General features: G+C 34.6%; 26 protein-coding genes and 1 pseudogene. 14 read left to right on the forward strand and 13 right to left on the reverse strand.

Annotated features, from left to right (window positions below):
* The first annotated feature begins 44 nt into the window (after positions 1-44).
* Positions 45-1,019: a Gfo/Idh/MocA family protein gene (locus AC4G3N_RS00375; RefSeq protein ID WP_140461454.1), complete on the forward strand. Its 975-nt coding sequence runs from the start codon at positions 45-47 to the stop codon at positions 1,017-1,019.
* A gap of 69 nt (positions 1,020-1,088) precedes the next feature.
* Here AC4G3N_RS00375 and AC4G3N_RS00380 read toward each other — a convergent pair whose 3' ends face one another.
* A complete protein-coding gene (locus AC4G3N_RS00380) occupies positions 1,089-1,292 on the reverse strand; it encodes a hypothetical protein (protein WP_066103850.1) in 204 nt (67 codons plus the stop codon).
* A 302-nt stretch (positions 1,293-1,594) separates the two neighbouring features.
* Between AC4G3N_RS00380 and AC4G3N_RS00385 the strand changes: the two genes are divergently transcribed.
* Entirely contained in the window at positions 1,595-2,554 is a 960-nt protein-coding gene (locus AC4G3N_RS00385) for a YsnF/AvaK domain-containing protein (RefSeq protein WP_066103848.1), read from the forward strand.
* Between the two features lie 46 nt (positions 2,555-2,600).
* On the opposite strand, the gene AC4G3N_RS00390 is transcribed toward AC4G3N_RS00385, so the two are convergent.
* Together AC4G3N_RS00390 and AC4G3N_RS00395 are read right to left on the reverse strand one after the other, a co-directional pair.
* Positions 2,601-3,032 carry a MarR family winged helix-turn-helix transcriptional regulator gene (locus AC4G3N_RS00390; RefSeq protein WP_066103845.1) on the reverse strand — a complete coding sequence of 144 codons (432 nt, stop codon included), beginning with the start codon at positions 3,030-3,032 and terminating at the stop codon, positions 2,601-2,603.
* A gap of 6 nt (positions 3,033-3,038) precedes the next feature.
* Entirely contained in the window at positions 3,039-3,521 is a 483-nt protein-coding gene (locus AC4G3N_RS00395; protein WP_066103844.1) for a glutathione peroxidase, read from the reverse strand.
* A gap of 154 nt (positions 3,522-3,675) precedes the next feature.
* Between AC4G3N_RS00395 and AC4G3N_RS00400 the strand changes: the two genes are divergently transcribed.
* From AC4G3N_RS00400 to AC4G3N_RS00410, 3 genes are all read left to right on the forward strand, one after another.
* Positions 3,676-4,332 carry a hypothetical protein gene (locus AC4G3N_RS00400; RefSeq protein ID WP_066103842.1) on the forward strand — a complete coding sequence of 219 codons (657 nt, stop codon included), beginning with the start codon at positions 3,676-3,678 and terminating at the stop codon, positions 4,330-4,332.
* Between the two features lie 21 nt (positions 4,333-4,353).
* Entirely contained in the window at positions 4,354-4,545 is a 192-nt protein-coding gene (locus AC4G3N_RS00405) for a YkvA family protein (protein WP_066103840.1), read from the forward strand.
* A 226-nt stretch (positions 4,546-4,771) separates the two neighbouring features.
* On the forward strand, positions 4,772-5,038 hold the full coding sequence (locus AC4G3N_RS00410) for an NINE protein (RefSeq protein WP_490994542.1): 267 nt from the start codon (positions 4,772-4,774) through the stop codon (positions 5,036-5,038).
* A 113-nt stretch (positions 5,039-5,151) separates the two neighbouring features.
* Here the strand turns inward: AC4G3N_RS00410 and AC4G3N_RS00415 are convergent, their stop codons facing one another.
* From AC4G3N_RS00415 to AC4G3N_RS00430, 4 genes are all read right to left on the reverse strand, one after another.
* Complete coding sequence (locus tag AC4G3N_RS00415) at positions 5,152-5,892, reverse strand: exonuclease domain-containing protein (RefSeq protein ID WP_491089526.1); 741 nt, start codon at positions 5,890-5,892, stop codon at positions 5,152-5,154.
* The gene (locus AC4G3N_RS00420; RefSeq protein WP_491089527.1) at positions 5,879-6,871 is read right to left on the reverse strand and encodes a DUF294 nucleotidyltransferase-like domain-containing protein; all 993 of its coding nucleotides are present in this window, start codon (positions 6,869-6,871) and stop codon (positions 5,879-5,881) included. The genes AC4G3N_RS00415 and AC4G3N_RS00420 overlap by 14 nt, the downstream gene beginning before the upstream one ends.
* 58 nt (positions 6,872-6,929) lie before the next feature.
* Entirely contained in the window at positions 6,930-8,204 is a 1,275-nt protein-coding gene (locus AC4G3N_RS00425; protein WP_491089528.1) for an ammonium transporter, read from the reverse strand.
* Positions 8,205-8,351: 147 nt separating this feature from the next.
* Complete coding sequence (locus AC4G3N_RS00430) at positions 8,352-8,681, reverse strand: MerR family transcriptional regulator (protein WP_066103828.1); 330 nt, start codon at positions 8,679-8,681, stop codon at positions 8,352-8,354.
* Between the two features lie 228 nt (positions 8,682-8,909).
* Here AC4G3N_RS00430 and AC4G3N_RS00435 point away from each other — a divergent pair, with 228 nt between their 5' ends.
* The 6 genes from AC4G3N_RS00435 to AC4G3N_RS00460 all read left to right on the forward strand — a co-directional run bounded on the left by AC4G3N_RS00435 (position 8,910) and on the right by AC4G3N_RS00460 (position 14,844).
* Positions 8,910-9,212, forward strand: coding sequence for a MerR family transcriptional regulator (locus AC4G3N_RS00435; RefSeq protein WP_490994537.1), 303 nt, complete (start codon positions 8,910-8,912; stop codon positions 9,210-9,212).
* Positions 9,213-9,435: 223 nt separating this feature from the next.
* Entirely contained in the window at positions 9,436-9,564 is a 129-nt protein-coding gene (locus AC4G3N_RS00440; protein WP_257469042.1) for a hypothetical protein, read from the forward strand.
* Between the two features lie 9 nt (positions 9,565-9,573).
* Positions 9,574-9,771, forward strand: a complete 198-nt coding sequence (locus AC4G3N_RS00445; RefSeq protein WP_491089529.1) for a hypothetical protein — start codon at positions 9,574-9,576, stop codon at positions 9,769-9,771.
* Between the two features lie 379 nt (positions 9,772-10,150).
* On the forward strand, positions 10,151-11,116 hold the full coding sequence (locus tag AC4G3N_RS00450; protein ID WP_491089530.1) for a hypothetical protein: 966 nt from the start codon (positions 10,151-10,153) through the stop codon (positions 11,114-11,116).
* Positions 11,094-13,052 carry an McrB family protein gene (locus AC4G3N_RS00455; RefSeq protein ID WP_491089531.1) on the forward strand — a complete coding sequence of 653 codons (1,959 nt, stop codon included), beginning with the start codon at positions 11,094-11,096 and terminating at the stop codon, positions 13,050-13,052. Before AC4G3N_RS00450 ends, AC4G3N_RS00455 begins: the two co-directional genes overlap by 23 nt.
* Positions 13,036-14,844 carry a nuclease domain-containing protein gene (locus AC4G3N_RS00460; protein ID WP_066103820.1) on the forward strand — a complete coding sequence of 603 codons (1,809 nt, stop codon included), beginning with the start codon at positions 13,036-13,038 and terminating at the stop codon, positions 14,842-14,844. The genes AC4G3N_RS00455 and AC4G3N_RS00460 overlap by 17 nt, the downstream gene beginning before the upstream one ends.
* 223 nt (positions 14,845-15,067) lie before the next feature.
* On the opposite strand, the gene AC4G3N_RS00465 is transcribed toward AC4G3N_RS00460, so the two are convergent.
* The 3 genes from AC4G3N_RS00465 to AC4G3N_RS00475 form a co-directional block, all read right to left on the reverse strand.
* Positions 15,068-15,250, reverse strand: a complete 183-nt coding sequence (locus AC4G3N_RS00465) for a hypothetical protein (RefSeq protein WP_066103818.1) — start codon at positions 15,248-15,250, stop codon at positions 15,068-15,070.
* Between the two features lie 359 nt (positions 15,251-15,609).
* On the reverse strand, positions 15,610-15,858 hold the full coding sequence (locus AC4G3N_RS00470) for a hypothetical protein (protein WP_066103816.1): 249 nt from the start codon (positions 15,856-15,858) through the stop codon (positions 15,610-15,612).
* Between the two features lie 116 nt (positions 15,859-15,974).
* Positions 15,975-16,361 (reverse strand): hypothetical protein, encoded by a 387-nt coding sequence (locus AC4G3N_RS00475; RefSeq protein WP_139891935.1) that lies wholly within the window; start codon positions 16,359-16,361, stop codon positions 15,975-15,977.
* A 222-nt stretch (positions 16,362-16,583) separates the two neighbouring features.
* Between AC4G3N_RS00475 and AC4G3N_RS00480 the strand changes: the two genes are divergently transcribed.
* The 3 genes and pseudogenes from AC4G3N_RS00480 to AC4G3N_RS00490 all read left to right on the forward strand — a co-directional run bounded on the left by AC4G3N_RS00480 (position 16,584) and on the right by AC4G3N_RS00490 (position 19,136).
* Positions 16,584-16,748, forward strand: coding sequence for a hypothetical protein (locus AC4G3N_RS00480; RefSeq protein WP_491089532.1), 165 nt, complete (start codon positions 16,584-16,586; stop codon positions 16,746-16,748).
* A 343-nt stretch (positions 16,749-17,091) separates the two neighbouring features.
* Positions 17,092-17,622, forward strand: a complete 531-nt coding sequence (locus AC4G3N_RS00485; RefSeq protein WP_491089533.1) for a hypothetical protein — start codon at positions 17,092-17,094, stop codon at positions 17,620-17,622.
* 420 nt (positions 17,623-18,042) lie between these two features.
* A pseudogene (locus tag AC4G3N_RS00490) lies at positions 18,043-19,136 on the forward strand (metallophosphoesterase).
* 577 nt (positions 19,137-19,713) lie between these two features.
* On the opposite strand, the gene AC4G3N_RS00495 reads toward AC4G3N_RS00490, so the two are convergent.
* From AC4G3N_RS00495 to AC4G3N_RS00505, 3 genes are all read right to left on the reverse strand, one after another.
* Complete coding sequence (locus AC4G3N_RS00495) at positions 19,714-20,091, reverse strand: rRNA methyltransferase (RefSeq protein ID WP_139891933.1); 378 nt, start codon at positions 20,089-20,091, stop codon at positions 19,714-19,716.
* Positions 20,092-20,486: 395 nt separating this feature from the next.
* Positions 20,487-21,806, reverse strand: coding sequence for an MFS transporter (locus tag AC4G3N_RS00500; protein ID WP_139891932.1), 1,320 nt, complete (start codon positions 21,804-21,806; stop codon positions 20,487-20,489).
* A 284-nt stretch (positions 21,807-22,090) separates the two neighbouring features.
* Positions 22,091-22,774, reverse strand: coding sequence for a GntR family transcriptional regulator (locus tag AC4G3N_RS00505; protein ID WP_180349957.1), 684 nt, complete (start codon positions 22,772-22,774; stop codon positions 22,091-22,093).
* Positions 22,775-22,862: the final 88 nt, after the last annotated feature.

Consider the following 22,862-nt stretch of genomic DNA (forward strand, 5'->3'; position numbering starts at 1 on the left):
ATGTAAATATTCTATAAATTAAATAAACGAAATTGAGGGATTCTATGAAAACAATTCAGTGGGGTATTATTGGACTTGGTAACATAGCAGAACGTTTTGCGAAAACGGTGAAAGCAATGGATGGCGTTACTTTAAAAGCAGTCGCCTCCAGGACGAAGGATCACGCGCTCGAATTTGGCCGAAAATACGGGGTTGAAGAAAAATTTTGTTATGGTACATATGATGAGCTAATACAGGATGAACAAATTGATGCTATTTATATCGCTGTTCCACACCCATTTCATAAAGAAAATGCGATTCGTTGTTTAAACCATGGAAAAGCCGTGCTTTGTGAAAAGCCTGTTACAATGAATAAAGAAGAAGTTCAAGAAGTCATCCATGCTGCTAAAGAGAATAAGGTCTTCTTTATGGAAGCGATGAAATCACGCTTTATGCCAATTAATAAAGAAATAAGAAACCTCGTCAAGGAAGGTGTCATTGGAGAGCCTACTTTCATGAGAGCGGAACTCGGTTTTAAAGGGGAATTTGATCCGAAGGGGCGCATATTTAACCGAGAACTTGGCGGAGGAGCATTATTAGATATCGGGATTTATCCTATCTCATATTGCGCTTATTTACTTGGAAATAAACCAAAATCGATTCAAAGCTCATTACAATATGGAGTAACAGATGTAGATGAAAATGGGACTATACAATTAAGCTATGACAATGGATCGTTTGCTCAAATTTACTGTACGATAAGGGCAAATACACGAAAAGATGCAAGTCTATTAGGCACAGACGGCAGTATTTATATACCGTATTTTTCAAATGCCCAGTCCGCAACAATCACCACCCCAAATAAAGAATGGACGATTGAAGAACCTTTCGAATTAACTGGATTTGAATATCAAATCCGTGAAGTAGGCCGATGCCTTCAAGAAGGTGTGCTTGAGAGTCCACAAATGACTTGGCATGATTCTATTGAAGTCATGGATATCGTTGATCAAATATTTGCTAATAATGTTTTAAAAGGATGAGAGGAGAGCCAATTAGGCTCTCTTTTTTTAGAAGATTTATTGGTTACGAGGTGTATGAAAATGAGTAATTTAAGACAAGAAAATGGGTAGAAGGGTCACGATTAAGCCAACCACTAATAAAATTGTCCCAAAAATACGAGATAACAATTCTTCGTCACCTGAAACACCGTTCCACAAAACAAGATTCACTAAGAAGAGGGCTTTATTCCTTAATACTAAAAAACCAATAAACATAATAAAAATACCAATGATTAAGACTGCTAAAGTCTCCACATTCATTCACCTCCGAAATATTCTTCACACTCTTCTTTGTTTATTTTAACATAAATATCCAGTTTACTTTATGAGAATTAAGGATTGAGAACGGGTGTTTATTTGCCAGATTCCCCTAAAAAGACAAAGATAATAAAAAAATTTCAATAAAATAAAAACGAGAACCTACCATATATGCAAAAAAACACTTGACATAATCAGGGTGTTGATTCTCACTTTATTGTTTATTGATTTCCAGTGTGGGTATATTTTAACTGTGAAGCAAATATTATCCGAACAAAAATTGCTAGGAGGAATATAACATGAATAAAACAGTTTATGGAGTTTACACACAAAGTGCAGAAGTCGTACAGGCTATTAATAGTTTGAAAGCAAAAGGGTATGATAGTTCTGATATTACTGTAGTCGCAGATAATGCAGATAAATTAGATTTGATGGGAAATTACACGATAGATAAAGATGTTAAAACAGTATCAAATGATGAAGATTCCTTTATGGATAAAGTAGCAAAATTCTTTACATTGGATACTAATAATCCAGTTGAAGAGAAAATGAGAACGGACTATGGTTTTACTTCTGAAGAAAGTGCACGCTATGCAGAAGAAGTGAACAACGGAAAAGTTTTAGTTCTTGTTGATCAAGATGCACAGCTTGGAGATACAATTGGCATGGATCGTACTGAAGATGTGAATTCAGGAGCAAATGCTTCTGCCGCTCTTAATACAACTGATCGTTTGGCAAATGATGATACACTAACTGACGAAGAAAGAAGAATTAAACTTCGCGAAGAACGATTAAACGTTGATAAAAATGAAGTGAAAACTGGAGAAGTAATTGTTAATAAAAAAGTAACGGAAACACAAAAAGAAGTTGAAGTACCAGTGGACCATGAAGAAGTTTATATTGAGCGACGTAAAGTAACAGATCGTGATACGACAGATCAATTGGGTGCTATCACTGACAATGAAGAAATTCGTATCCCTGTAACAGAGGAAAAAATAGAAGTGACCAAAAAGCCAGTTGTAACTGATGAGATTGTGATCGGTAAAGAAAAAGTTACAGATACCAAAACCGTTCAAGATACCGTTAAAAAAGAAGATGTTCAGGTTGACAAGGATGGTAATCCATTTGTAAATGATCATAATACAACTACTCGTATGGAGGGTACCTCTGTACAGGATTCTTCGTTAACAGACGAAGATACAGACCGTTTAACTGCAAAGCCATATCAAAAAAATAAGATTGATACTGATAATCTTTAAGAGTAATATAAAAAAAGCTGTCTCATTGAGACAGCTTTTTTTTAGCTTAAAGACTTTTTAACTTTGCATTGAGTTTATTTACGTATTCCATCAATGCTTGATACTCCTCGATTTCTAATCCACATTCCTCAATTTTCGACTTAATGGAATCAATGATATTATTTTTTTGCTTATATGCTTTTTCTTGCAGAGAGATCAGCATCATGCGTTCGTCCGTCTTAGACCGTTCTTTTATCAGCCATCCGCTATGCTGCATCCTTGAAATAATGGGATTTAACGTCCCAGTTCCCATATTCAGCTTTTGTCCAAGCTCTTTCATTGGAACTTGATCTTGCTCCCATAAGCTCAATAATACTAAGTATTGAGGATATGTTAAGCCAAATGGCTTTAAAACATTAGAATATAGCCTCGTAAATTCATTGGTAGTTTCGTGTAAAGCGAAGCATAACTGTTTATTTAATGTAACTTCCTTCTCCATAACCTATCACTTTTCCAATTCTTCCATGATATCTTTCGTAATTTTTTCGGGAGCGGTGGTTGGAGCATAACGCTCGATAACCTGACCTTTTTTATCAATTAAAAATTTAGTGAAGTTCCATTTAATTTTTTTGCTAAGGAGACCTTTCTGTTCAGTCGTTAAATACTGAAAAAGCGGGTCAGCATGATCACCATTTACATCAATCTTCGCAAAAATTGGGAATGTAACTCCATAGTTTATTTGGCAAAACTCGGTGGTTTCATTAATATCATCATATTCCTGACTATTAAATTGGTCGCATGGGAATCCTAATACCTCAAAGCCTTGGCTGTTAAATTTTTCGTATAACTCCTGAAGTCCTTTAAATTGAGGCGCCAGCCCACATTTACTGGCTGTATTAACGATAAGGAGAGGCTTGCCTTCATATTCTTTCAAAGACTGCAATTTGCCGTTTGTCTTTTTTACTTCAAAATCGTAAACACTTTTCATCGTATTCCTCCTTTTATATCGTGTACGATATAATTATACAATATATGGTAGGGTGAAACGAATTTTAAAGCTACACGTATAAGGTAATAGAAGGAAATAGACAGTGAAAAGTATAGCTGGTAAACTATTATAAACTTAATAGAGGTGAATTATTTTGGGAAAACGATTGGCGTGTATGCATGCACATCATTCAAATATTCATTATATTGACGGGGCATTCTCACCCTATGAGGTAGACCTTGTACACTTTGTGGATCCAGGTTTAATGAGTCGTTTAACTCATGATTTATCTTTTCAAAAAGAACAAGCTGGTATGAAAATTGCAGAACAAATAAACTGGATGGAGAGCTGTCAGGTAGATGGGATTCTTCTGACATGTACAAATTATATTGCTCTGTTACAGGAAGAACATGTAACATCCAAACTACCAATATTTAAAATAGACGAGCCTTTTTTCGAAGCAATCTGCGGGGTTACTGAACCACAGACTATATTCTTTTCGAATCCAGGAACTGTAAAGGGAACGATGGACCGACTTCATCAATATGCTGCTATAAAGGGAAAGACATTACCTATTAATGTTCATGTTATAGAAGGTACATTCGATTTAATGATGAAGGGGATGACTGAACAATATAACGAAAAAATAGCGGAATATATTACGTTATATCGTCAAAAATCTCAAGATATCCTATCAGTTGGTCAACTATCTATGTATGATGGTGCTAAACAAACAGGTCTTGAGATTATTAATCCGTTGGATACGCTGGTAAAACCGATCGTCCGTGGACTAGGTTTAAATAAAAGCTAAAATAAAAATGGAGGTAATCCTATGCTGAAAAAATTATCGAAGAAATCAAAATTTGCTATCGCTGCTGCCGGATTATATTTAGTATTACCTACAGACGTAATACCTGACTTTATTATCGGTTTCGGCCAAGTGGATGATTTAGCCGTAGCGGGCTATGTTTTTAAGACAATCTATGAAGATCTTAAAAAATCAAAAAAAGCTATTAATCAGTAACTAAGTTGAGAATATCTGATAAGGAATGTCCCGCAATTCAGTGTTCGTACGAATCAGATGAGGTTTATGAAAACTTACTGATAAGCTAATTAGCATTGAGAACTGGTTGTTTTCAGATGCGTACTGTAAAAGTGGTTACTCCTTCTAGTATTATGTATAATTGTTAAATTTAGCAGGTAGACATAGTTATTCGCTTCTTTCATAATGATGTGCGAAGGACTTTGCAATGCTAGAATTTATACTTAATACAGAGAAAGAAGGACTTATTTTGAGAGCACAAAGAAAATCATTTGGAATCGCATTATTATTATGGTTTCTTCTCGGAAGCATCGGAGCTCATAGAATGTATATACAGGAACGCATCCATTATTTCTTTTGGTATTGGTTTGCGGTGATGTGTACATTTTCTATCATTCTATGGATTGATCTGTTTAGATTGAAAGGTATGATTGATAGACAGTATTACTACGACCGTGGTAAATATGGGGTTTGAAATTATTGTCTTATTTAGTGCAAGAGGGGGTTAAGAACCCCCTCTTTGTAGTTTTATAACACTTGAGTTATCTATTTAATAATTTTAATGGAACAATAAAAGGAATATGTTCCTTATCTATACCTGGCTATATGATTATATATTTCACTAAGATTTTTAAATCCTGCTTCCTGGGCTTTCGATAGATAATAGCTCCATAAGTGAGCCGTCATAAAGGCATCGCCCAATGCGTGATGTCTATTTTTGATTTCTATCCCACATCCAGTGCATAGATCTTCTAAGGCATTTGAGTTGCTGACGGGATTAAATAGTTGTGTTAAGAATGAAGTATCAAGGATTCTATGCTGGAATTTTGTCCGTGTCACATCCCAGGTGAGCTTGTGCATAAAGCTTTGCTCATGCTGAGAATGATGGGCAACCAGACTTTTAGTAGAGACAAATTTAAAGAAATTCATCAGGACATCTGAACTGTCAGGAGCGGCTTGAAGTTCTTCATCTGTAATATTCGTTAGGGAAGTAATTTCAGAAGATAAAGGAATGTCCGTCTTAATCAGTGAATAGAAGCGTTCTTCAGTTAATATTTCACTTCCGTGCATTTTCACAGCACCTATAGAGATCATCTGATCACCCTTGTCAGGGAAAAATCCTGTTGTTTCAATGTCAAACACCACCACATCAAGCTGATCAAGAGGACAGCTTAGATCGTCTTTTTTACGCGCTTCTTTTTCTAGCTGCCGCAAAAAAGAGATGTTTTGCGGAGAGGCTTGGGCTTGCCCCTGTACACCGGCGAGTACGTTCGAACTGATCTTACCACCCATTCCTCTGAAAAATTCGATAAAATCATTCATTCCCATTTTTATCATCCTTTGCTGCAAGCTTTTTCACATATTCAGTCAGTTGAATCCCATTCTTGATTATTTCCTTAACATTTTTCTTTTCTACTTTCGATAGCTTATTCACAGCCAAGTAATGTCCGGATTCATAGTCTGTATGAATTCCATAGACCAGCCGATATGTTTGTAGTTTGGCAAACTGATTAGCATATTTTTCTCGATTTTGTTTTGGTAGCACAGAATCCGGTACACCTTTAAGCCTATCGATAGTGGTGGTTGCATTTAATTTTTCTTTGATTGCGAGAATTCTTCCGGCATTCACATATGGGTATATAGCAGATTCCTTTATATTTAAACAGCCAGAATATGGGCCGTGAGTTTCTAAAAGTAACTGTCCGAATACACCAATCGTTTTTTTTATATGCATTGTATTATCCAGGATACGAGTTAATAAATGTTTTTCATCAATTAGTTGATAAGAATACTTTTTTAATTGCCGTATAAACCTTTCCTCGCCCAGAAATGCTCGACTATCCATAAAAGTAAGCAAATAACGGATAGATTCCCATGAAGCATCATCTATCCAATCATCTAATTGTTGTATCCACTGATTGTATGATCTGCACCAGAAAGGATTACTTGCCATCACTTTACCTTCACAAAGGCTATATCCAACTTGCATTAACCCCTCGGATATTTCTTTCCCCAGCGATAAGAAATAATTTCGCACTTCTGGATGGTTGTGTTCAAAAATGATCCCATGGTCCTGATCGCTCCAGATGCCTTGTTCTTTTCGACCGACACTTCCCATAACAAAAAAGCAAAAAGGGGAGGGAGGAGGGCCAGAGATTTGGACTGTCTTGTTAAAAGCTATAGTGATGGTCTGCCTTATAATCTCGTCATGCAGCAAATTCAGTTCATCAGGGCTTAAGATTATTGAATTAAATTGCTGCACTCGATAAGCCAATATTTTTGAATAGTCCTGATTTTCGGTTTCCATTCAGACGCTCCTTAATGGAAATGATCCCCTGAACTAAGCACAGTTCAGGGGATACCATTTACACGATAGATTTATCAGTTGTTTCATTTTTAAGTAATTCAGGATAACCATATGCGCCATGCTCACTCATATCCAATCCCATAATTTCTTCTTCTTCCGTAACTCGAAGGCCGCCCATTACTTTTTTCATACCTAACAAAAGAATATAGGATACAAGAAAAGCAAATGCTCCGCATACAACGACACCCAAAGCTTGAACACCTAATTGGCTAAAGCCGCCGCCGTAAAATAAACCAGCTTTTCCGACAGTGGCCAGCTCTTTTGTAGCAAAAAAGCCAGTGGATAAGGTACCCCATATCCCAGCAGCTCCGTGAACAGAAAGTGCGTAGATAGGATCGTCGATTTTTCGAGCTTCAAAGAAACGGATGCTATAAAATACTAGAATTCCAGCAACAAATCCAATGACTACGGATGCCCATGCTTCAACGAATGCACAGGATGCCGTGATGGCAACCAAACCAGCTAATGCTCCATTTAACATCATGGATACATCTGCTTTCCCCATGACAATCCAAGAAATAATCATCGCAGCTATCGTACCTGCAGCCGCTGCAAGATTTGTATTGACTGCAACAAATCCAAAGAATCCTGCATCCACTGCTACCGTACTGCCGGCATTGAATCCGAACCAGCCAACCCAAAGCAATAAAACACTTAAAGCTGTGTAAACTTGGTTATGTCCATATAAGTTATTAGCTGAGCCATCCTTATTAAATTTACCGATACGCGGTTTTAAAAGGATCGTAGCTGCCAAAGCCGCCATTGCACCCGTTAAATGAACAACAGTGGAACCGGCAAAATCCTGTTTTCCATGATCCGCTAACCAGCCACCGCCCCAAATCCAGTGAGCGATAGGAGGATAAACAAGGGCAGAGAATAAAACGGCGAAGAGTACATATACACCCATTTTCGCTCGTTCTGCAAATCCACCAAACGCAATGGTTATCGATATTCCGGCAAAGGCTGTTTGGAATAAGAAAAAGACAGCTCCAGATAAACCAACACTTTCGAGATCGTAGCCAGAGTAGAAGAAGTCAGATAAACCAATGATTTGACTTAGACCGGCTCCATCCCCAAATATGAATCCAAAGCCCACTGCCCAAAAGACAATAGAAGAGATTCCAAATGTAAGAATCGTTTTACCTGCGATGTGACCTGCATTTTTCATTCGAGTGGATCCAGTCTCCAGCAGGATGAAGCCACCAATCATCAGGATGACTAACACTGCTCCCACCATCACCCAAAGGCTATTCATTAAAAAAATCGTATCCATAATTCCACACCTTCCTAAATAAGTTTTCCTTTACTGTCTGTATTGTCGCATCATCAGGGATGGGAATTCTACAACCATGTAAGGAAACCTAACGTGGTTTTTATGGAAAGGAGTGGAAGTGTGTGTGCAGAAGGCGATAAACCTGAGCTAGTTGTATTTTTGAACACCAAATTGAGCATTTAATTGCCCCTGGATCATTTTTTTGTGCGTTTTAGCCGCATCTTCCTTTTTCTTTTCTCTGAGCATTTCTTGCCTGATCTCATAGGTCTGTATACCATCTTCAATTTTTTCTGCTATATCCATTAATAATTCAATGTCTGTAAAAGAGTATTTCCGACTTCCGCCATTGTTTCTGGCAGGAAAAATGAGTTTACGTTCTTCGTAATAACGGATTTGCCTTTCCGATAACCCGGTTAATTCTTTAACAACACCGATTGTTATGACTTTTTTATCTTTATATGAAGTCTCCTGGCTCATCCGCAATCCTCCTAAATATAGTAAAATGTACCTTGTGATATTATCTCACATAGATAGAATTAAATATATTGAAAATTCAAAAATCATTAGTAAAAATTATTTATAATTTATGAACCTGTAAAAAAATATATGTCAGAACATCTCCCAAACACCTTGAGATTAATTGTAAACAAGTAATAATCATCTATATAGCGATTTATATAGCCTTGTTTAGGGGGTGACGGAGCCATGTCTTCATATAAGGATAAGAAGGTTATATCTATAGGCATTGTTAGCGAGCTGACAGGTATTTCCCAACGGAAAATTCGTTATTATGAAGAACGCGGATTGATTTTTCCTGAAAGATCAAATAAAGGTATACGAAAATACTCATTTCAAGATGTGGAAACCTTAATGAAGATAGCTGAAAAGATGGAAGAAGGTGTACAAACAGCAGAAATAAGAAATGATATGCAACGCAGAAAAATTCGGGATGAAATGATTAAGGGACAATTAAATGCTCATTTTCGTTTTAGGAACTCAGATAAATAAATGGTATTCCATATAAACAAAATTCGGGAGTATTTGTCATCATTTTTAAATCAAAGACTACTAGGTATTTGTATATGAAGTGAGAGACTACTCTTAGAACAAACCTTTTTATGCGTGTTTTGTTAATCGCAAACATAAGAATATATTCAGCTATACGAAGTATATAACCGCTGAACTTTGGACACTCTGTTAATATTAGAATATGAATTAACAGAAGAGAGAAATGAAGCGAGTATATCAAATTTCTTTAGGCGACCCAATTGGCAACAGTATGATTATAAACGGCAAATGGTACAAAGACGCAAGGGACGCATTGATAGCGCGGATCTCGTTAATTGCTGCTTATGAATAAGTATATGGTGTGAAAATTGCTTGTGATGATTCAGGAGAACTTCATAGAAGGGTAGATAATGAAAACTCTATATGTATCAACGAAGGTCGAGTTACCGGAGCAAGCATCCCTGTAATGAACGAAGCATATGTTCAGGTAGAGTGGCAAGATGTAACAGATGATTTTCCTACATCTGAACCAAATTTGCCTGAAAAACCAATAACTTAAGAAGAAAAGTTCATTATTGAAAATCTTAATGACTTTTTCATTCAAATAGATAACGGTGAAATCATCATCAACAGCCACAACTGAAACAAGACAGTAATTAAGTTGACTATTGCTCAATATCCAAGTTAAATCTCATTTTAAAAACCTTCATCACTAAGATGATGGTTTTTTGTTTTTACACTCCTGATAAACTATAACACTTTTGCAAGGCAGCTCGGTGTTCTTCTATATGTCTTTGCAACTACTCTATATATTTATGAAACCACTTTCTCTGAATTTGAAACCTCCGCATAATAAGGTGTCTGAATAGTTTGTTAATATCGAATTTATTAAAAATAACTTTTCTAGTATAATTTAAGTAAGCGGCAGAGTTAGGAGGATGGCGATGTATGAGCTTTTTTTAAAGATAATAGATAAGCTTGATAGCAAACAACTAGAAGACATATTCAGAATTAACAAATTGCGCGTTAAGGGCTTTCGTATTAACGGCCCCTCAAGCCCTACCAAGACAAAGACAATGAAAAGGATACTTACTGAAGTATCTGAAGAAAAATTGATAACTTTATTAAAAAAAGCCGCTGAGACATATACAAAAGAAAAAAATAGAGATTATTCTTGGGCTTTAACATCTACCATTGATGAAAAAATGCTAACAGAAAAGATCGAGAATACTAGTATCGGAGAAGTTGCTTTCGCGTTGATTTTCGGGGATAAGGTTAGCTTATTAGAAAAGTATCTAGGGAATTCACAAAATGACAACATAGCATTCAAAAAAACAGAAGAGAAGACTAACGAAGAAGAATCACTAGTCAAAAATCTTCGATCCATTATCACCAAACTAGAAGAAGAGAATAAAAGATTACAAGATATAGCGATGAAGAGAAGAAAAGCTGTTTTAACACAAGAACACGAAAACAAAGGTTTAAAAAAAGATTTAAAATTAGCCAAAAAAGAAAACCAAAGATTAGAGAATGTACTTACGAAATTAAGAGAGGAATTGAGGCAGTTCGAGATAGAAAACGAAGAACTAGGCAAACTGAAGCTCTTGTTTTACGGAAATGACTCTTATAGAAAATGTATAGATTCTAAAGTGACGACTTTAGATTTTTTAAATTATGAATATGCGAGTGGAGGCATCGATGAGATAGAGGACTATAAAAATTATCATAAGTTAGTCGTGCTTTCTTTTACCCTAAACAAAAAAGAAGAAGCGAAATTAATTGCTTCAAAAATCTTTAAATACTTTGGAGAAATAGGCAATGCACTGTTTATTGACTCTCTAGAGAATTTTGACCAGTACATTGGAAGAATGGAGGGTTATTATGACCGAAACCAAATGGTTTGAAACAAAATTCCTTGGCAAACTACAGGACACGGACCATTTCTTATTAACGAAAGAGAATTCAATCATACGCTTTCCAATCAAAGTGGTTTCTAATCCACCAGAAAATATAACAGATGATATAACTAAGCGAGTAACCAGTTTTTCAGGGGAGTTAGAAAACTTAGGGTTTACCGACGATAAGGACTTAACACCTGAAGAAAGATATAAGGAATTGACCGATTTTTTAAAAGTACATTATCTAATGTTCAAAATTAAGGCTAAGTATAAAGAAAATGACCAAACCTTTTATAACGCATACGACTTAGAGGTTGTTAGAAGGGAATCAAACAACGATCATACGTATTTTCCAATACCTTTTATTCGAACTAATTCAGGTAAAAAAACAGTAGATGTTATCCAAAAGTTAACGAACAACGAATACGTCCAATCGTACTTTTCACTATCTAAAGAATCCGAGGACTACCCTTCGTTTGTTTTGATAGGTGAGTACAAATCTAGCCTTGCTAAGGAACCATTTTCGGATCCAAAACTTGATAGGTTATATGCGTTCGGTCCTATTGAAGGGATTGAGTATTCGGAGGAATATCAATTTAAATTTATCACGAATAAAGAGAATACATATTATAGAGAAATCAGTTTAAAGGAACTAGGAGAGTATTACTTATCTAAAGGCAAAGTAATGTTTGTTACAGGCGAAAAGGATAATGAGATTAGAGAATCCTTGATATCAAAAGGACGCAAAGTAAGTCCTCAAAAAGCCAAATCAAAAATAGAGGATATTAATGAACTAGAATTTTTGAAAGTGTTCGAAGAGGTTGCATTGTCAAAAAACCTACTTTATACACCTTTAGATTTGTATAACTTCCATACGGCTATGAAGAACAAAAGCCTTGTGATCTTAGCTGGGTTGAGCGGAACAGGGAAATCACGTATCGTACAGTGCTATCACGAAGCTCTTAATAAATTTGCCAGCAAGGGCAGCGATTATTCAAACGTCAATAAAAGTAAGTTGCTATTCGTTCCTGTAAGACCATTTTGGCAGGACGATACGGATTTATTAGGATACCTAGACAGCTCTCAAGGCATATATAGACCTGGGGAGTCAGGGTTAGTTGATTTCATCATCGAGGCAAACAACAACCCTGATGAATGTTACATCGTTTGTTTAGATGAAATGAACTTAGCAAAGGTGGAGCATTATTTTTCCCAGTTCCTATCCGTATTAGAGAGAGAGCCTGATGATAGACACATTAATTTATATAGCAGTAACTTAAACGGGCGTGTTTATAACCAAAACGTATATCCATCTGAAATTAAACTTAGTGAAAATCTTTTGTTTGCGGGTACGGTTAACATCGACGAATCTTCATTCCAATTTTCAGATAAGGTGCTTGATAGAGCCAATACGATTTCACTTGGACTATGCCCATACAAAGATGTACGGGAAAAACTTGCAACTGCCCTTAACGAAAAGAAAGAGTCACCTAAAGGGGAAGTTGAGACTGAGGAACCTTTAAGAACCTTCATTAAGCTAAAAAGTATGCAGAAAAACCATAAATACAGTGTATTGACTGCAGAAGAGATTGATATCTTGTGGGAAATCAACCGCTTAATGCAGGAAGCAACAGACCAAATTGGCGTAGGATATAGGATTGTTAACCAAATTGAAGAGTATATAGAGAATATCCCTAACTCTCCGCAATTTCCTAGAAGCAAAGCATTCGATTTGCAACTAACACAAAGGATTTTGCCGAAATTAAGGGGTTCCCAAAAGCAGCTCGGAGCGCTGATTGGTAAAATTCAAAACGAAAAATACGAAGAAGGGCATCTTTATAAATTGTTAAACAACAACCGAAGTATTTCTGATTTTGATTCAGCAAAAAGAAAACTAGTCAATTTAGCTAAGGAGCTAGATGAGTATGGGCATACCATTTAACTTGCTCTTTTTTTCGAATAAGAACACTGTAGGAGACTTGGTTGTTAGTTTTTCAACTGATTTAGAAGAAGCTTTAAAAAATCTTGAAGAGTATAGTTACTCCTGCACCGAACTGTGCGATTTAAGGGTTAAATTTGAATGCAACCAACCGGACGCTAAGTTATGGATCGAAATAATGGATATGTTGCCCGAAAAGTCATTTAGAGATTCTGAAACCGTGTTTTTTCATCCTTCGCAAGAAATCAGAGGTCTCTACTTAAATTTTGAATCTGATTTCAATACGGATAACCTTAATTTCAGCTGTCTTTTACCTGGTGTGTACAGAATGGTAGTCACTGTTCACGATGAAGAGTATTATGCTTTCTTGAAAGTGACCCCTTCAAGGATCCACGTAGAACAACTAAATTTAATGAGGGGAGAAATCGAAGGAACCTTAGTGGACCTCGCTAAGGAAACAGCAGTTAGAAGAAATTTTGCTGGGTTTGAAAATGATTCAACCAATGAATCTATAACCCGCAAATACGACTTCTTAATTTCAAACTCAGTGGCTTTGATTAACAACATCAATTTAATATTACGAGAGCCTAGATTTAAAATAACCAAAAAATATATGTATAAATCGTTAGGACAGCCAACGCGGAGCGACCTGAAAACGACCCAATTAAAGCAGAGCAGACACACTTCCACCCACAAGGTTCCTAGCTACGATTATATAATTGACTACAATCTTTCGATAAACAGCAATTTAAAGAAGATGTTAGAAGAATTTTTAGACAGCATTTTCTTGGTAGAAAAATATGTGAAGAAGAAAATTGTGTCTTTAAAAAATGACTTGGCATTGCAAAAAAGATATAAATCTCCAACAGATATAATCGATAAAAAATTAGTGATTGAAAAGGAACGATTGGAACAATTTAAGAAGCTAAAAGCCAATGTTATTTTGGCTTTGGAGGAAAATTGGTTTGAAAATGTCGATGCACATATGAATAATCAAGAGAAATTAACGCGATTTCCCTATTATCGAACCATATATTCTTTGTATTTGCAATTAAACAAAGGGAGTACGTTTACGATCAACCCTTTCAAACACTACATTTACTATTGGAAAGAAACATCAAAGTTATATGAAATTTGGGGATTTATTAAACTGTTATTAATGCTTAAGAACAACAAATATTTAAATTTCAATGAAATCTCGGGTTGGATATTTGATCATAATGACGATTCGATTTATCCATTCTTAGACCCAAACACGAAAATAACTCTCAGAAATTCTGAGGGCCTCGTATTGAATGTTTGGTACGATTCGTTTATTTCTAAACCACCCGAAAAAGCCGATACATTCGATAACCCACTAATCACTGTGGAAAAGAGCAACAGACCGGACTTTAGGATGGATATTTATGACCAAGGAGTGTTTAAAGGGAGCGTCTTAGCGGATTTCAAATATAGATCTTATGACAAACTGGGCACTCTAGGCGTTTACACTCGTAATCGCGATAATAACCAAGGCTATAAGGTGTATTCTCAACTCGTCAATTATTCAAATGTGAGGTCGTTTTACTACAACACCACCCGTAAAACGAAGTATGCGAATCCAGCGATTAAGAGAGTGTTTGGCATATTTCCACAGAAAGAGAACAAATCTAATTTTTTTGAATCTGATGACGCAACCACAATCATCAGATGTTCTCTTTCACCAGGAGTAGAATTCAAGGATATCGAAAATGAATTTTTGGACATTATTGAAGAAGCTACAGGACGCGAATTGGAGAGAGGAAAGGGAATATAATCACGAAGTATACTATTAAAAAACCACATCTCAGATGGTGTGGTTTTATTCTTTTACTTTTATAAATTAACGCATTTTTGTAAAGCTGCTCGGTGTTCTTCCAGATGTCTTTGCAACTTCTCCAATTCCCCTTGGTGCTGCCCCAATTCAACCTAGTGATAGAGTTTTTCTATTCTTGATACATCTTTGGGTAAATTTTAAATCGTTGATGACTTAATGACCCCTACATTGTTTTGGATATCGGGAAACGCACACCCTCACAAACAAAAGCGTGCTCTGTTTCTTCCAGGACTTTATGTATTGTTGTTTTTAATGAACAAATGGTGATTGTTACTTTAACAATTTCTTTGACCCCGTTTAATTGTTCTCTCTTGTATTGAATTAATGTGTGTACGGTTCCCCTCATAGAAATTCCACTTCATTCCTTTAATTTTCATCAGTATACTGCCTCTTCTGGAACTTCCTGATGATTAATCAAAAAACGATACTTAATAAATCGTTTGTAGATTAATTAAAGTAAGAAAGACAAACCTAGCTTCTATTGCGATATAACTAAAATACTGCGAAATTTACTCATAGCTTAAACATTTATCACATGTAAAACCTTTATTTGAACGAATCAAACTAGTCAAAATCGAGGAAGATTTGGAGCGGCTGCAACAGCAAATTTTATCATAAACAAAAAGGGCATAGCGGATTTTCTATGCCCTTATCATATGAATACATCTATGATCTATAACGGATTGTCTTAGTAATAATTATGTTTTATCCTATCTGCTTTTTTTGTTTCGCAGTAATGAACATAATCTCCAATAAAGCAAGGGAGATACCGCGTCTATCCTCAACTGTATAATGCATGGATATATCATGCTGTAATGGGCTATTTTGCACAGTACGTAGAAACTCCTGGCCTCTTGATCCAAAATTATTCTGTAACTCTTCATAGAGCTGATCACGCAATAAATCCAGTTGGATAATCATTTCAGCCAGTTGCCTTTCATTCTCTATTCTCATACTGTATCATCCTTCCACCTTATTAACATAGTTTATTATAAGTGTAGAGGATTCATATAGATCTGTCTTTAATCTTGTTAACCTTTCTAACGCACATTTTTCTTAATATCTGACCGTTATACTTCTTTCACTGAAATAGCCTTGGAGTAAGTGATTAGCTTGCAGCTTTCAAAATCCTCTTCCTTAAGGAAGCCAAGCTTAATAGCAGCATTCATCTTTTCTTCATCTGGGATTTTCACTGTTTTAATTAATTCATTCATATTTAGTTCTTCTAATTTATATACAGTTGGTACAGTACTGTATTTTTCATATTTGCGTATCTGCCTTTGAAGCTTTATACCATTGTCGATTAATTCACCTTTATTATTTGCACCTACATGATGATCAAAATACGTATGAAAAACCTCTTTCAGTTTTTCCATTTCCATTTCAATCTCTTTTTTCTTCTTGTTGAGCTCATTAAATCTCGTAATCATATCAGCAGTGATAAGAGTATTATTCATATGATCCCTCCAAATTAACCTGTTTACTATAGGTTATTTTGGTAGAGAAGAGAATATGTCTTATGAATGAAAGAGAATCAAACAAATAAAGGTCATAAAAGCCTTAAACTAAAAGGTCTGTCAAAGAGAAGTAGAGGAGAGGGTGATTACCTGCTATAAATAAGCATATATAACGAGTTACCTGGTAAACCTATATGTACATAATATATGGGAGGTATAAATATGAATAAGAAAAACAGGAAAACAGATACAGAAAGAAAGCAAAAGGAGGAAATGAATATAATAGAATCTACATTACAGGATTCCTCATTTGATATTGAGTTAGAATATGAAGTTCCTCCAGTTGAGCCTTATGAAAAGAACCGGATTAATACAGAGCATTTGTGAATGGCCGTCTTTTATTGTTAAGAGAAATAGAAAGAAATTAATGGGTTCGGTTAACGGGGAGAAAACAATAAATAACGGATTAATAAGGGAAAATTCATCTATCATTAATGTTTTATTGAATTTACACATCAACATCAAAAATACGCATACAAATTAACAACACCCCATACATTTTTGCGGTGTTGTTAAAACATGGCCGATACTTTTCTGCACAAAGCAGTTCCTCTTACACTGATTTGATGCTTGATCAAACCTAGCAGAAAACATCTATATCAAAATGGTAAATAAATACATTCGAGGATATAATCAGATATAAGATGTTTGCCAAAAGGGGGAGGTTTATGTGAAAAAACGATTGAGTGATGTCTTTGCAACAGTTTTACTTACTTTACTTCTATTTATGTTAGTGGGTTGTACCGAAGAAAATGAAGCGAAAACACAAGATGAAAATATCCAGACCATTGAAGCTGTATTACAGAATAGTCTTACAGGCCCAAGTGATGAATTGAAACAAATAGTGGATCAAGAAAGCGAAGAGAAACTTGCAGCTTTACGTCAACATGAAGAAAAGCTATTTAAAGATTATTTTGCGAATGAAACATCATATACGGAATTCGTTAATGACTATGGTTCAACAAGCATGATAGAAGCCATAAAAAATGATTACATGTTAAAAATTAAAAACATTGATTACGAAAATGTAGATGAAAAAGACAGCGTTTATGATTTCTCAGTAGAAATACAGCTCCTAAAAGAAGGCGCTGAAAGTTCAAAAGATCAAATTGTGACCGGGCAGGCCAATCTTAATGATGAACATAAAATTGAAACGATGTTAATCCGTATAGAAGATCTATATAAATCTATGATTAATTAGCGGTTGAATCTAAAGTAAGTTCGTCATATTTGCTACTAGTTATTAAATTCATGTAATTAGTAAAGAAAATATAAGTTTAATAATATTAAATTAATCTGCCTTTTAAAGTAGGAATCATACTTTTAGGGCATTTTTTATGGTTGAAATTATTTCAGGTTTAACAAAATGCCGTAATAAAGTTTATTGAACTATGTATATAGTGGGATTTAGAGAAAAAGAACCATGTAATTAAGGTATTACATTCACATTAACAATAGTTTGGTCAAGATGTGTCCTCCTAAATAGAAGGGATGCTTCATCATTGTCTTTTTATGTAGAAAGAAGGAATTTTTTATTTTTATATTGAATAATAAAGAAGGTTTACTTAAAGTGGAGCGGGAGCAAACTGAGCACAAAAAATAAGGGATGGAGTGATTTATAATCGATAAAATAAAGTCTTTATCTTTACCTGATTATGCTAGAGTTGTTGTTATTTCAGATATACACGGGGAAATAGATTTATTAAAAAGTTTATTGAAAAAAGCAGATTACAACCGGGAAGATTATTTAATCATTAATGGAGATCTTTGTGAAAAAGGAGCTTAAAATATATTATGGAGTTATCAGAAGAAAATCCTAAGGTATATGTACTAGAAGGCAACTGTGATACTTTAGTAGAGAACTTATTAGAAGAAGACCCTTGGTTACTAAATTACATATCCAAAAGAAAGAATACATTGCTGAATGATTGTCTAAAACACTTAGGAGTTAATATGGATACCATTCGCAATATATCTGAATTAAACGAGATTATAAAGGAGAATTTTTCATCTGAGTTTAATTGGCTTAATGATTTACCGACAGCAATAGAAACTGACGATTTTATCTTTGTACATGCCGGTTTAGATTCTGTTCAAGATTGGAAAATGACTAGCAGAGAAAACGCCCTTAGAATGCCATCTTTCCTAGATAAGGCTCATCAAGCAAATAAATTGGTTTTTGTCGGTCATTGGCCAGTAATCAACTATCCAGCTGAAATTCCTTCCCACAATCCAATTATGGATTTTGATAAGAAAATAATTGCAATTGATGGGGGAAATGGTATTAAGGAAACTGGTCAATTAAATGCTTTAATTATCAATAAAATGCCGCTCGGAAATGAGTATTTCTACACATATGTAGACCGTTTCCCAAAATGTGAGATTATAAAAGATTATAAGATCAAGGCTGATCCCAAAATGACAGGCTCGATATCCTATCCTTTATTTGAAATATCCCCAATAGAAGAAGGGGAGTATTTCACACTTTGCAGACAGCAACAAACCGACAAATTGATTTATATCAAAAATGAATATATAAAACAGCATGAAGATGGAGGCTATAAAGTTAGAACGGATGTCTCCTGTGCTCAATTAAACGTAAATAAAGGAGATATTGTCTCTATATTGGATAATAATTGTGCTGCGTATACATTAATAAAAAAAGATGGTTTGGTAGGCTGGATACCAAAAGAAGTTCTTTTGGAGACATTATAAAGGTACCGAATTATTCCGCAGATCTCATTAAAAAACATGAGATCTTATTTTTTTTTGCAGCAATAAAGTTGAATGAAGCGATGACGAATATAAAAGTCTTAAGTAATTTTTATCGATCGCTACTAATTTAGAAGGTTTATAAATAAACGAGAAAAAAGTTGCCATAATAACATTATGTAAACTAAAAAAGAACCATCGTAAATCTGGCAACAAGACTATAAAATCTAATTTCTAATGATTTAAAACTAAATCTAAGTACAAGTTAAACAATTATAAGTTAGTTCAAGATTTATTATTTACTACAAAGAAAGAATAAAAATTCTATAAAAAATTATGTTCAACATCAACTTAAAAAACAAATTATTAAAACAACCAGGGATATAACGAATAAATAAATTATATAAATGAATTAAAGAATTAAATATATAATTAAGATCTACATTTGAAAATTTTTCTATTTTGTCTCAATTGCTAAAGTAATCTTGATTAATGAGACACTTGTTTAATTGGTTTTCACAACTTCCTATAATATATATTATGTTCGGGGCGTTGTATTAGAAAGTTAAAAAGAATCCAATCACCCCTTTTCTATCCTGTTTTTATAGTCTTTATCTTTACTCTTATCAATGTCTATTAGATTGACACTATATTCAATCACATCATTAATAAATAGCTTATGCTGCTTAGCAAATTCTTTAACAGCCTCGAGTAATTCCTTGTCATATGTAGTTTTATACTGGACACGATCCTTAGGGCGAGTATCTTTATTAAATGTAATAACACCTTCGGATAACAATTTTTCTAATCCGGTTTCCAATAAATAATTTACATGAGTATCATATTTCTCAGCTAAATCACTTAATTGATCCAGAATTGCTTTACTAATATTAGTTCTAAATTTTACCCGTGAAGTATCAGTAAGCTGTATCAACTTTCCATCGACGTTTTTCCACATAAATATCATTCCTTAAGTAGTCTTTGAGACATTAATTCACGTTTATAAGTCACACAATTTCCATTGCAATTATTATATATAATTTTAGCTAGCTTTGGTATATCATCTTTTCCTTTTACCCATATACGATAGATCTTGGTGCCTTTTGTAGTTGATTGTATAGTAATCTCTGATCTTAAATTCCACTTTTTAAAGACAGACAACAATCCTTCTGCAAAATAAGGAATTGCTTATAGTATAGCTAGATGAATATACTTCTAATTTTTGTAGACATTCAGATAATTTATATTGGTTTTGGATATCATGTATGAAAAAAGACAGCTTCGGTTTTGCTCAGAAGCTATCTTTTAATTTGTTTTGTCTATTTTAATAAATGCTTTTGTTGAACATTTATATTAGAGTATATTACTTTCTTCCTTGACTCCAATGGTTCCATGTTTACTCGGACCGTGGTTTAACGTAATAAGCGTCAGCAAACTAATAATCATAAATCCTGCTATCATCAGCATTCCTTGTTGTAAATTTAAAATCCCCAATATCATTGGACCGATAAAACCACCTAAAGATGATAGGGTGCTTACTAGAGCAATCCCTGCTGGGGCAGTAGATTCGCTGAAAAAATAGGTTAAATAAGCGTAAAATGAACCTGATATGCCATACAAACCTGCTGATGTAACGGAAAGCGTTAAAATCATTAATGGTACGCTAGTTACAAAAGCGCATCCTATCAATCCGATCATGGCAATTGATACACAAGCAGCTAAGTGGTGTTTATATTTGTTGGTCCTATCAGCATTCCATCCGACAAATAAAATTGACGGAATGGCGATTAATGAAGGTATCATTGCTAACCAACCAACTTCCATGTTAGAAGTACCTGCTACTGAAAGATTTTTAATTATGGTTGGTATCCAAAAATTTAAGCCATTTACAGCAACAAATCCTGCTATATTAAAGACTGCTAATTTCCAAACCTTCGAATCCTTTAGCATACCCAAATGTGAGGTTTTATTGTGCGTTGCAGCTACCTTTCTTTCTTTTTCTAACTCATCTTCAAGCCATGTCTTTTCTTCATTTGTCAGCCATTTTGCATCGGTTGGACGATTAGTCAAATAAAACAATACCACTATGCCTAAAACGATTGCAGGCAGTCCTTCGAGAATAAACATCCATCTCCAGCCAGATAATCCTGCCCATGCAATATGATCGATGATCCAAGTAGATAATGGTGCCCCAATTAATGCAGCTAACGGGAGTGCAACAAAAAAAGCAGCTGTTGCTTTTCCACGTTCGCGAACTCGAAACCAATATGTTAAATATAGAATGATCCCCGGAGTAAAACCTGCTTCGGCAACACCGAGTAAAAATCGTAATATATATAGATGTGTAGCGGATTGAACGAAACCGGTTAATACAACGATGATTCCCCAAGTAATCATAATTCGTGAAATCCATAACTTAGCTCCAACCTTATGTAAAATCATATTGCTAGGTACTTCAAACAAGCAGTAACTGATATAAAATATTCCTGATAGAAATCCAAATACTTCTGCTGATAAAGCAAGTTCAGCATTCATTTCTAATGCAGCATACCCCATGTTCACCCTGTCCAGAAAAGCAACAACATATAAAATTAAAATAAATGGTAGTATCCTTCGCATTGTTTTCTTTAACGTGGATTTTTTAATATCTTGTATATTTACACTCTCATCCATGTTTATCTCCTCCTGTTTAATTATAAAGCGCTTTCATTCTATGCGATTAATTTAAATTACTAACATATATGTCTTATCGCATTTGTAATATCCCTCCTTTTATGGTTCATGAAATAGATAACTAGTGTATTAAAGAATAATTGTATACAATTATTGGTAAGCTAATTCTATGCAAATTTTCCTTATGTGTCAACACCGAAGACAGAATTATCAAATAAATATAACTATTAATTCAAAGACTAAAAAATAACCACTATATTTAATATCTATAGTGGTGTGCTTATCTATTCATATTCATTAATATGACTTGTAATCGATTTTAGTGCTGCGGCTAAACTATTATGTATATGTTGCTTCATTAAGCTCTCTGCTTTTGTTGGATTCCGTTCTGCGATTGCTTCAGTTAATCTCTTATGTTCAAAGGCAGCTTCCATACTTCTAGTCATGCTATCCTTCGGCCCAAGTCTACGATAACGCGAGATTTTATCATTCATATTCCTTAATATTTTTACAGCAGTATGATTTCCGCTGATTTTGTATAGCAAGGAATGAATTTCGCTTCCGTAATTAACTACATACTCCCTACGATCGGTTAAAGCTGCTTCGTTCAGCAAATTTGTATATAATTGCAGTTTCTGAATTTCATCCTCATTTACCTTAATCGCTGCCTCTTTTGCTATTAACCCTTCCAGTAATCCTCTGATATTATAAATTTCTTTTGCCTCTTGTATAGAAATCGGTGCTACTTTAAGTCTACCATTAGGCTGTCGAATGATAAGTTCTTCTATCTCTAATCTTTGTAATGCTTCGCGTAATGGTGTTCTGCTAATCCCTAAATCCGAAGCAGTTTTTATTTCATTTATTGGTTGAAGAGGTTTCAATTCACTTAAAATAATTTGTTTTTTAATTTCTTGATAAACAAAATCTTTTGTAGATAATCTGCGATTATCCATTAGAGGTGAGTCCATTATTTCTCCTCCCTTCTGAAAATGCACGACAAAGTATATCTCTACTTTTATACTAAACATATTTATCTGATTGCGCAAAATATAATAG

It is taken from the genome of Bacillus sp. z50 (genome assembly GCF_058313585.1).

What these genes read in the sequence shown, in the direction of transcription:
- AC4G3N_RS00470 (WP_066103816.1), bottom strand. Translation starts at nt 15,858, where the DNA reads ATGAGAATAGAGAATGAAAGGCAACTGGCTGAAATGATTATCCAACTG.
- AC4G3N_RS00455 (WP_491089531.1), top strand. Translation starts at nt 11,094, where the DNA reads ATGACCGAAACCAAATGGTTTGAAACAAAATTCCTTGGCAAACTACAG.
- AC4G3N_RS00415 (WP_491089526.1), bottom strand. Translation starts at nt 5,892, where the DNA reads ATGGGAATGAATGATTTTATCGAATTTTTCAGAGGAATGGGTGGTAAG.
- AC4G3N_RS00405 (WP_066103840.1), top strand. Translation starts at nt 4,354, where the DNA reads ATGCTGAAAAAATTATCGAAGAAATCAAAATTTGCTATCGCTGCTGCC.
- AC4G3N_RS00410 (WP_490994542.1), top strand. Translation starts at nt 4,772, where the DNA reads ATGCTAGAATTTATACTTAATACAGAGAAAGAAGGACTTATTTTGAGA.
- AC4G3N_RS00475 (WP_139891935.1), bottom strand. Translation starts at nt 16,361, where the DNA reads ATGAATAATACTCTTATCACTGCTGATATGATTACGAGATTTAATGAG.
- AC4G3N_RS00450 (WP_491089530.1), top strand. Translation starts at nt 10,151, where the DNA reads ATGGCGATGTATGAGCTTTTTTTAAAGATAATAGATAAGCTTGATAGC.
- AC4G3N_RS00420 (WP_491089527.1), bottom strand. Translation starts at nt 6,871, where the DNA reads ATGGAAACCGAAAATCAGGACTATTCAAAAATATTGGCTTATCGAGTG.
- AC4G3N_RS00440 (WP_257469042.1), top strand. Translation starts at nt 9,436, where the DNA reads ATGAAGCGAGTATATCAAATTTCTTTAGGCGACCCAATTGGCAACAGT.
- AC4G3N_RS00460 (WP_066103820.1), top strand. Translation starts at nt 13,036, where the DNA reads ATGGGCATACCATTTAACTTGCTCTTTTTTTCGAATAAGAACACTGTA.
- AC4G3N_RS00425 (WP_491089528.1), bottom strand. Translation starts at nt 8,204, where the DNA reads ATGGATACGATTTTTTTAATGAATAGCCTTTGGGTGATGGTGGGAGCA.
- AC4G3N_RS00375 (WP_140461454.1), top strand. Translation starts at nt 45, where the DNA reads ATGAAAACAATTCAGTGGGGTATTATTGGACTTGGTAACATAGCAGAA.
- AC4G3N_RS00430 (WP_066103828.1), bottom strand. Translation starts at nt 8,681, where the DNA reads ATGAGCCAGGAGACTTCATATAAAGATAAAAAAGTCATAACAATCGGT.
- AC4G3N_RS00435 (WP_490994537.1), top strand. Translation starts at nt 8,910, where the DNA reads ATGTCTTCATATAAGGATAAGAAGGTTATATCTATAGGCATTGTTAGC.
- AC4G3N_RS00385 (WP_066103848.1), top strand. Translation starts at nt 1,595, where the DNA reads ATGAATAAAACAGTTTATGGAGTTTACACACAAAGTGCAGAAGTCGTA.
- AC4G3N_RS00390 (WP_066103845.1), bottom strand. Translation starts at nt 3,032, where the DNA reads ATGGAGAAGGAAGTTACATTAAATAAACAGTTATGCTTCGCTTTACAC.
- AC4G3N_RS00395 (WP_066103844.1), bottom strand. Translation starts at nt 3,521, where the DNA reads ATGAAAAGTGTTTACGATTTTGAAGTAAAAAAGACAAACGGCAAATTG.
- AC4G3N_RS00505 (WP_180349957.1), bottom strand. Translation starts at nt 22,774, where the DNA reads ATGGACTCACCTCTAATGGATAATCGCAGATTATCTACAAAAGATTTT.
- AC4G3N_RS00500 (WP_139891932.1), bottom strand. Translation starts at nt 21,806, where the DNA reads ATGGATGAGAGTGTAAATATACAAGATATTAAAAAATCCACGTTAAAG.
- AC4G3N_RS00495 (WP_139891933.1), bottom strand. Translation starts at nt 20,091, where the DNA reads ATGTGGAAAAACGTCGATGGAAAGTTGATACAGCTTACTGATACTTCA.
- AC4G3N_RS00480 (WP_491089532.1), top strand. Translation starts at nt 16,584, where the DNA reads ATGAATAAGAAAAACAGGAAAACAGATACAGAAAGAAAGCAAAAGGAG.
- AC4G3N_RS00465 (WP_066103818.1), bottom strand. Translation starts at nt 15,250, where the DNA reads ATGAGGGGAACCGTACACACATTAATTCAATACAAGAGAGAACAATTA.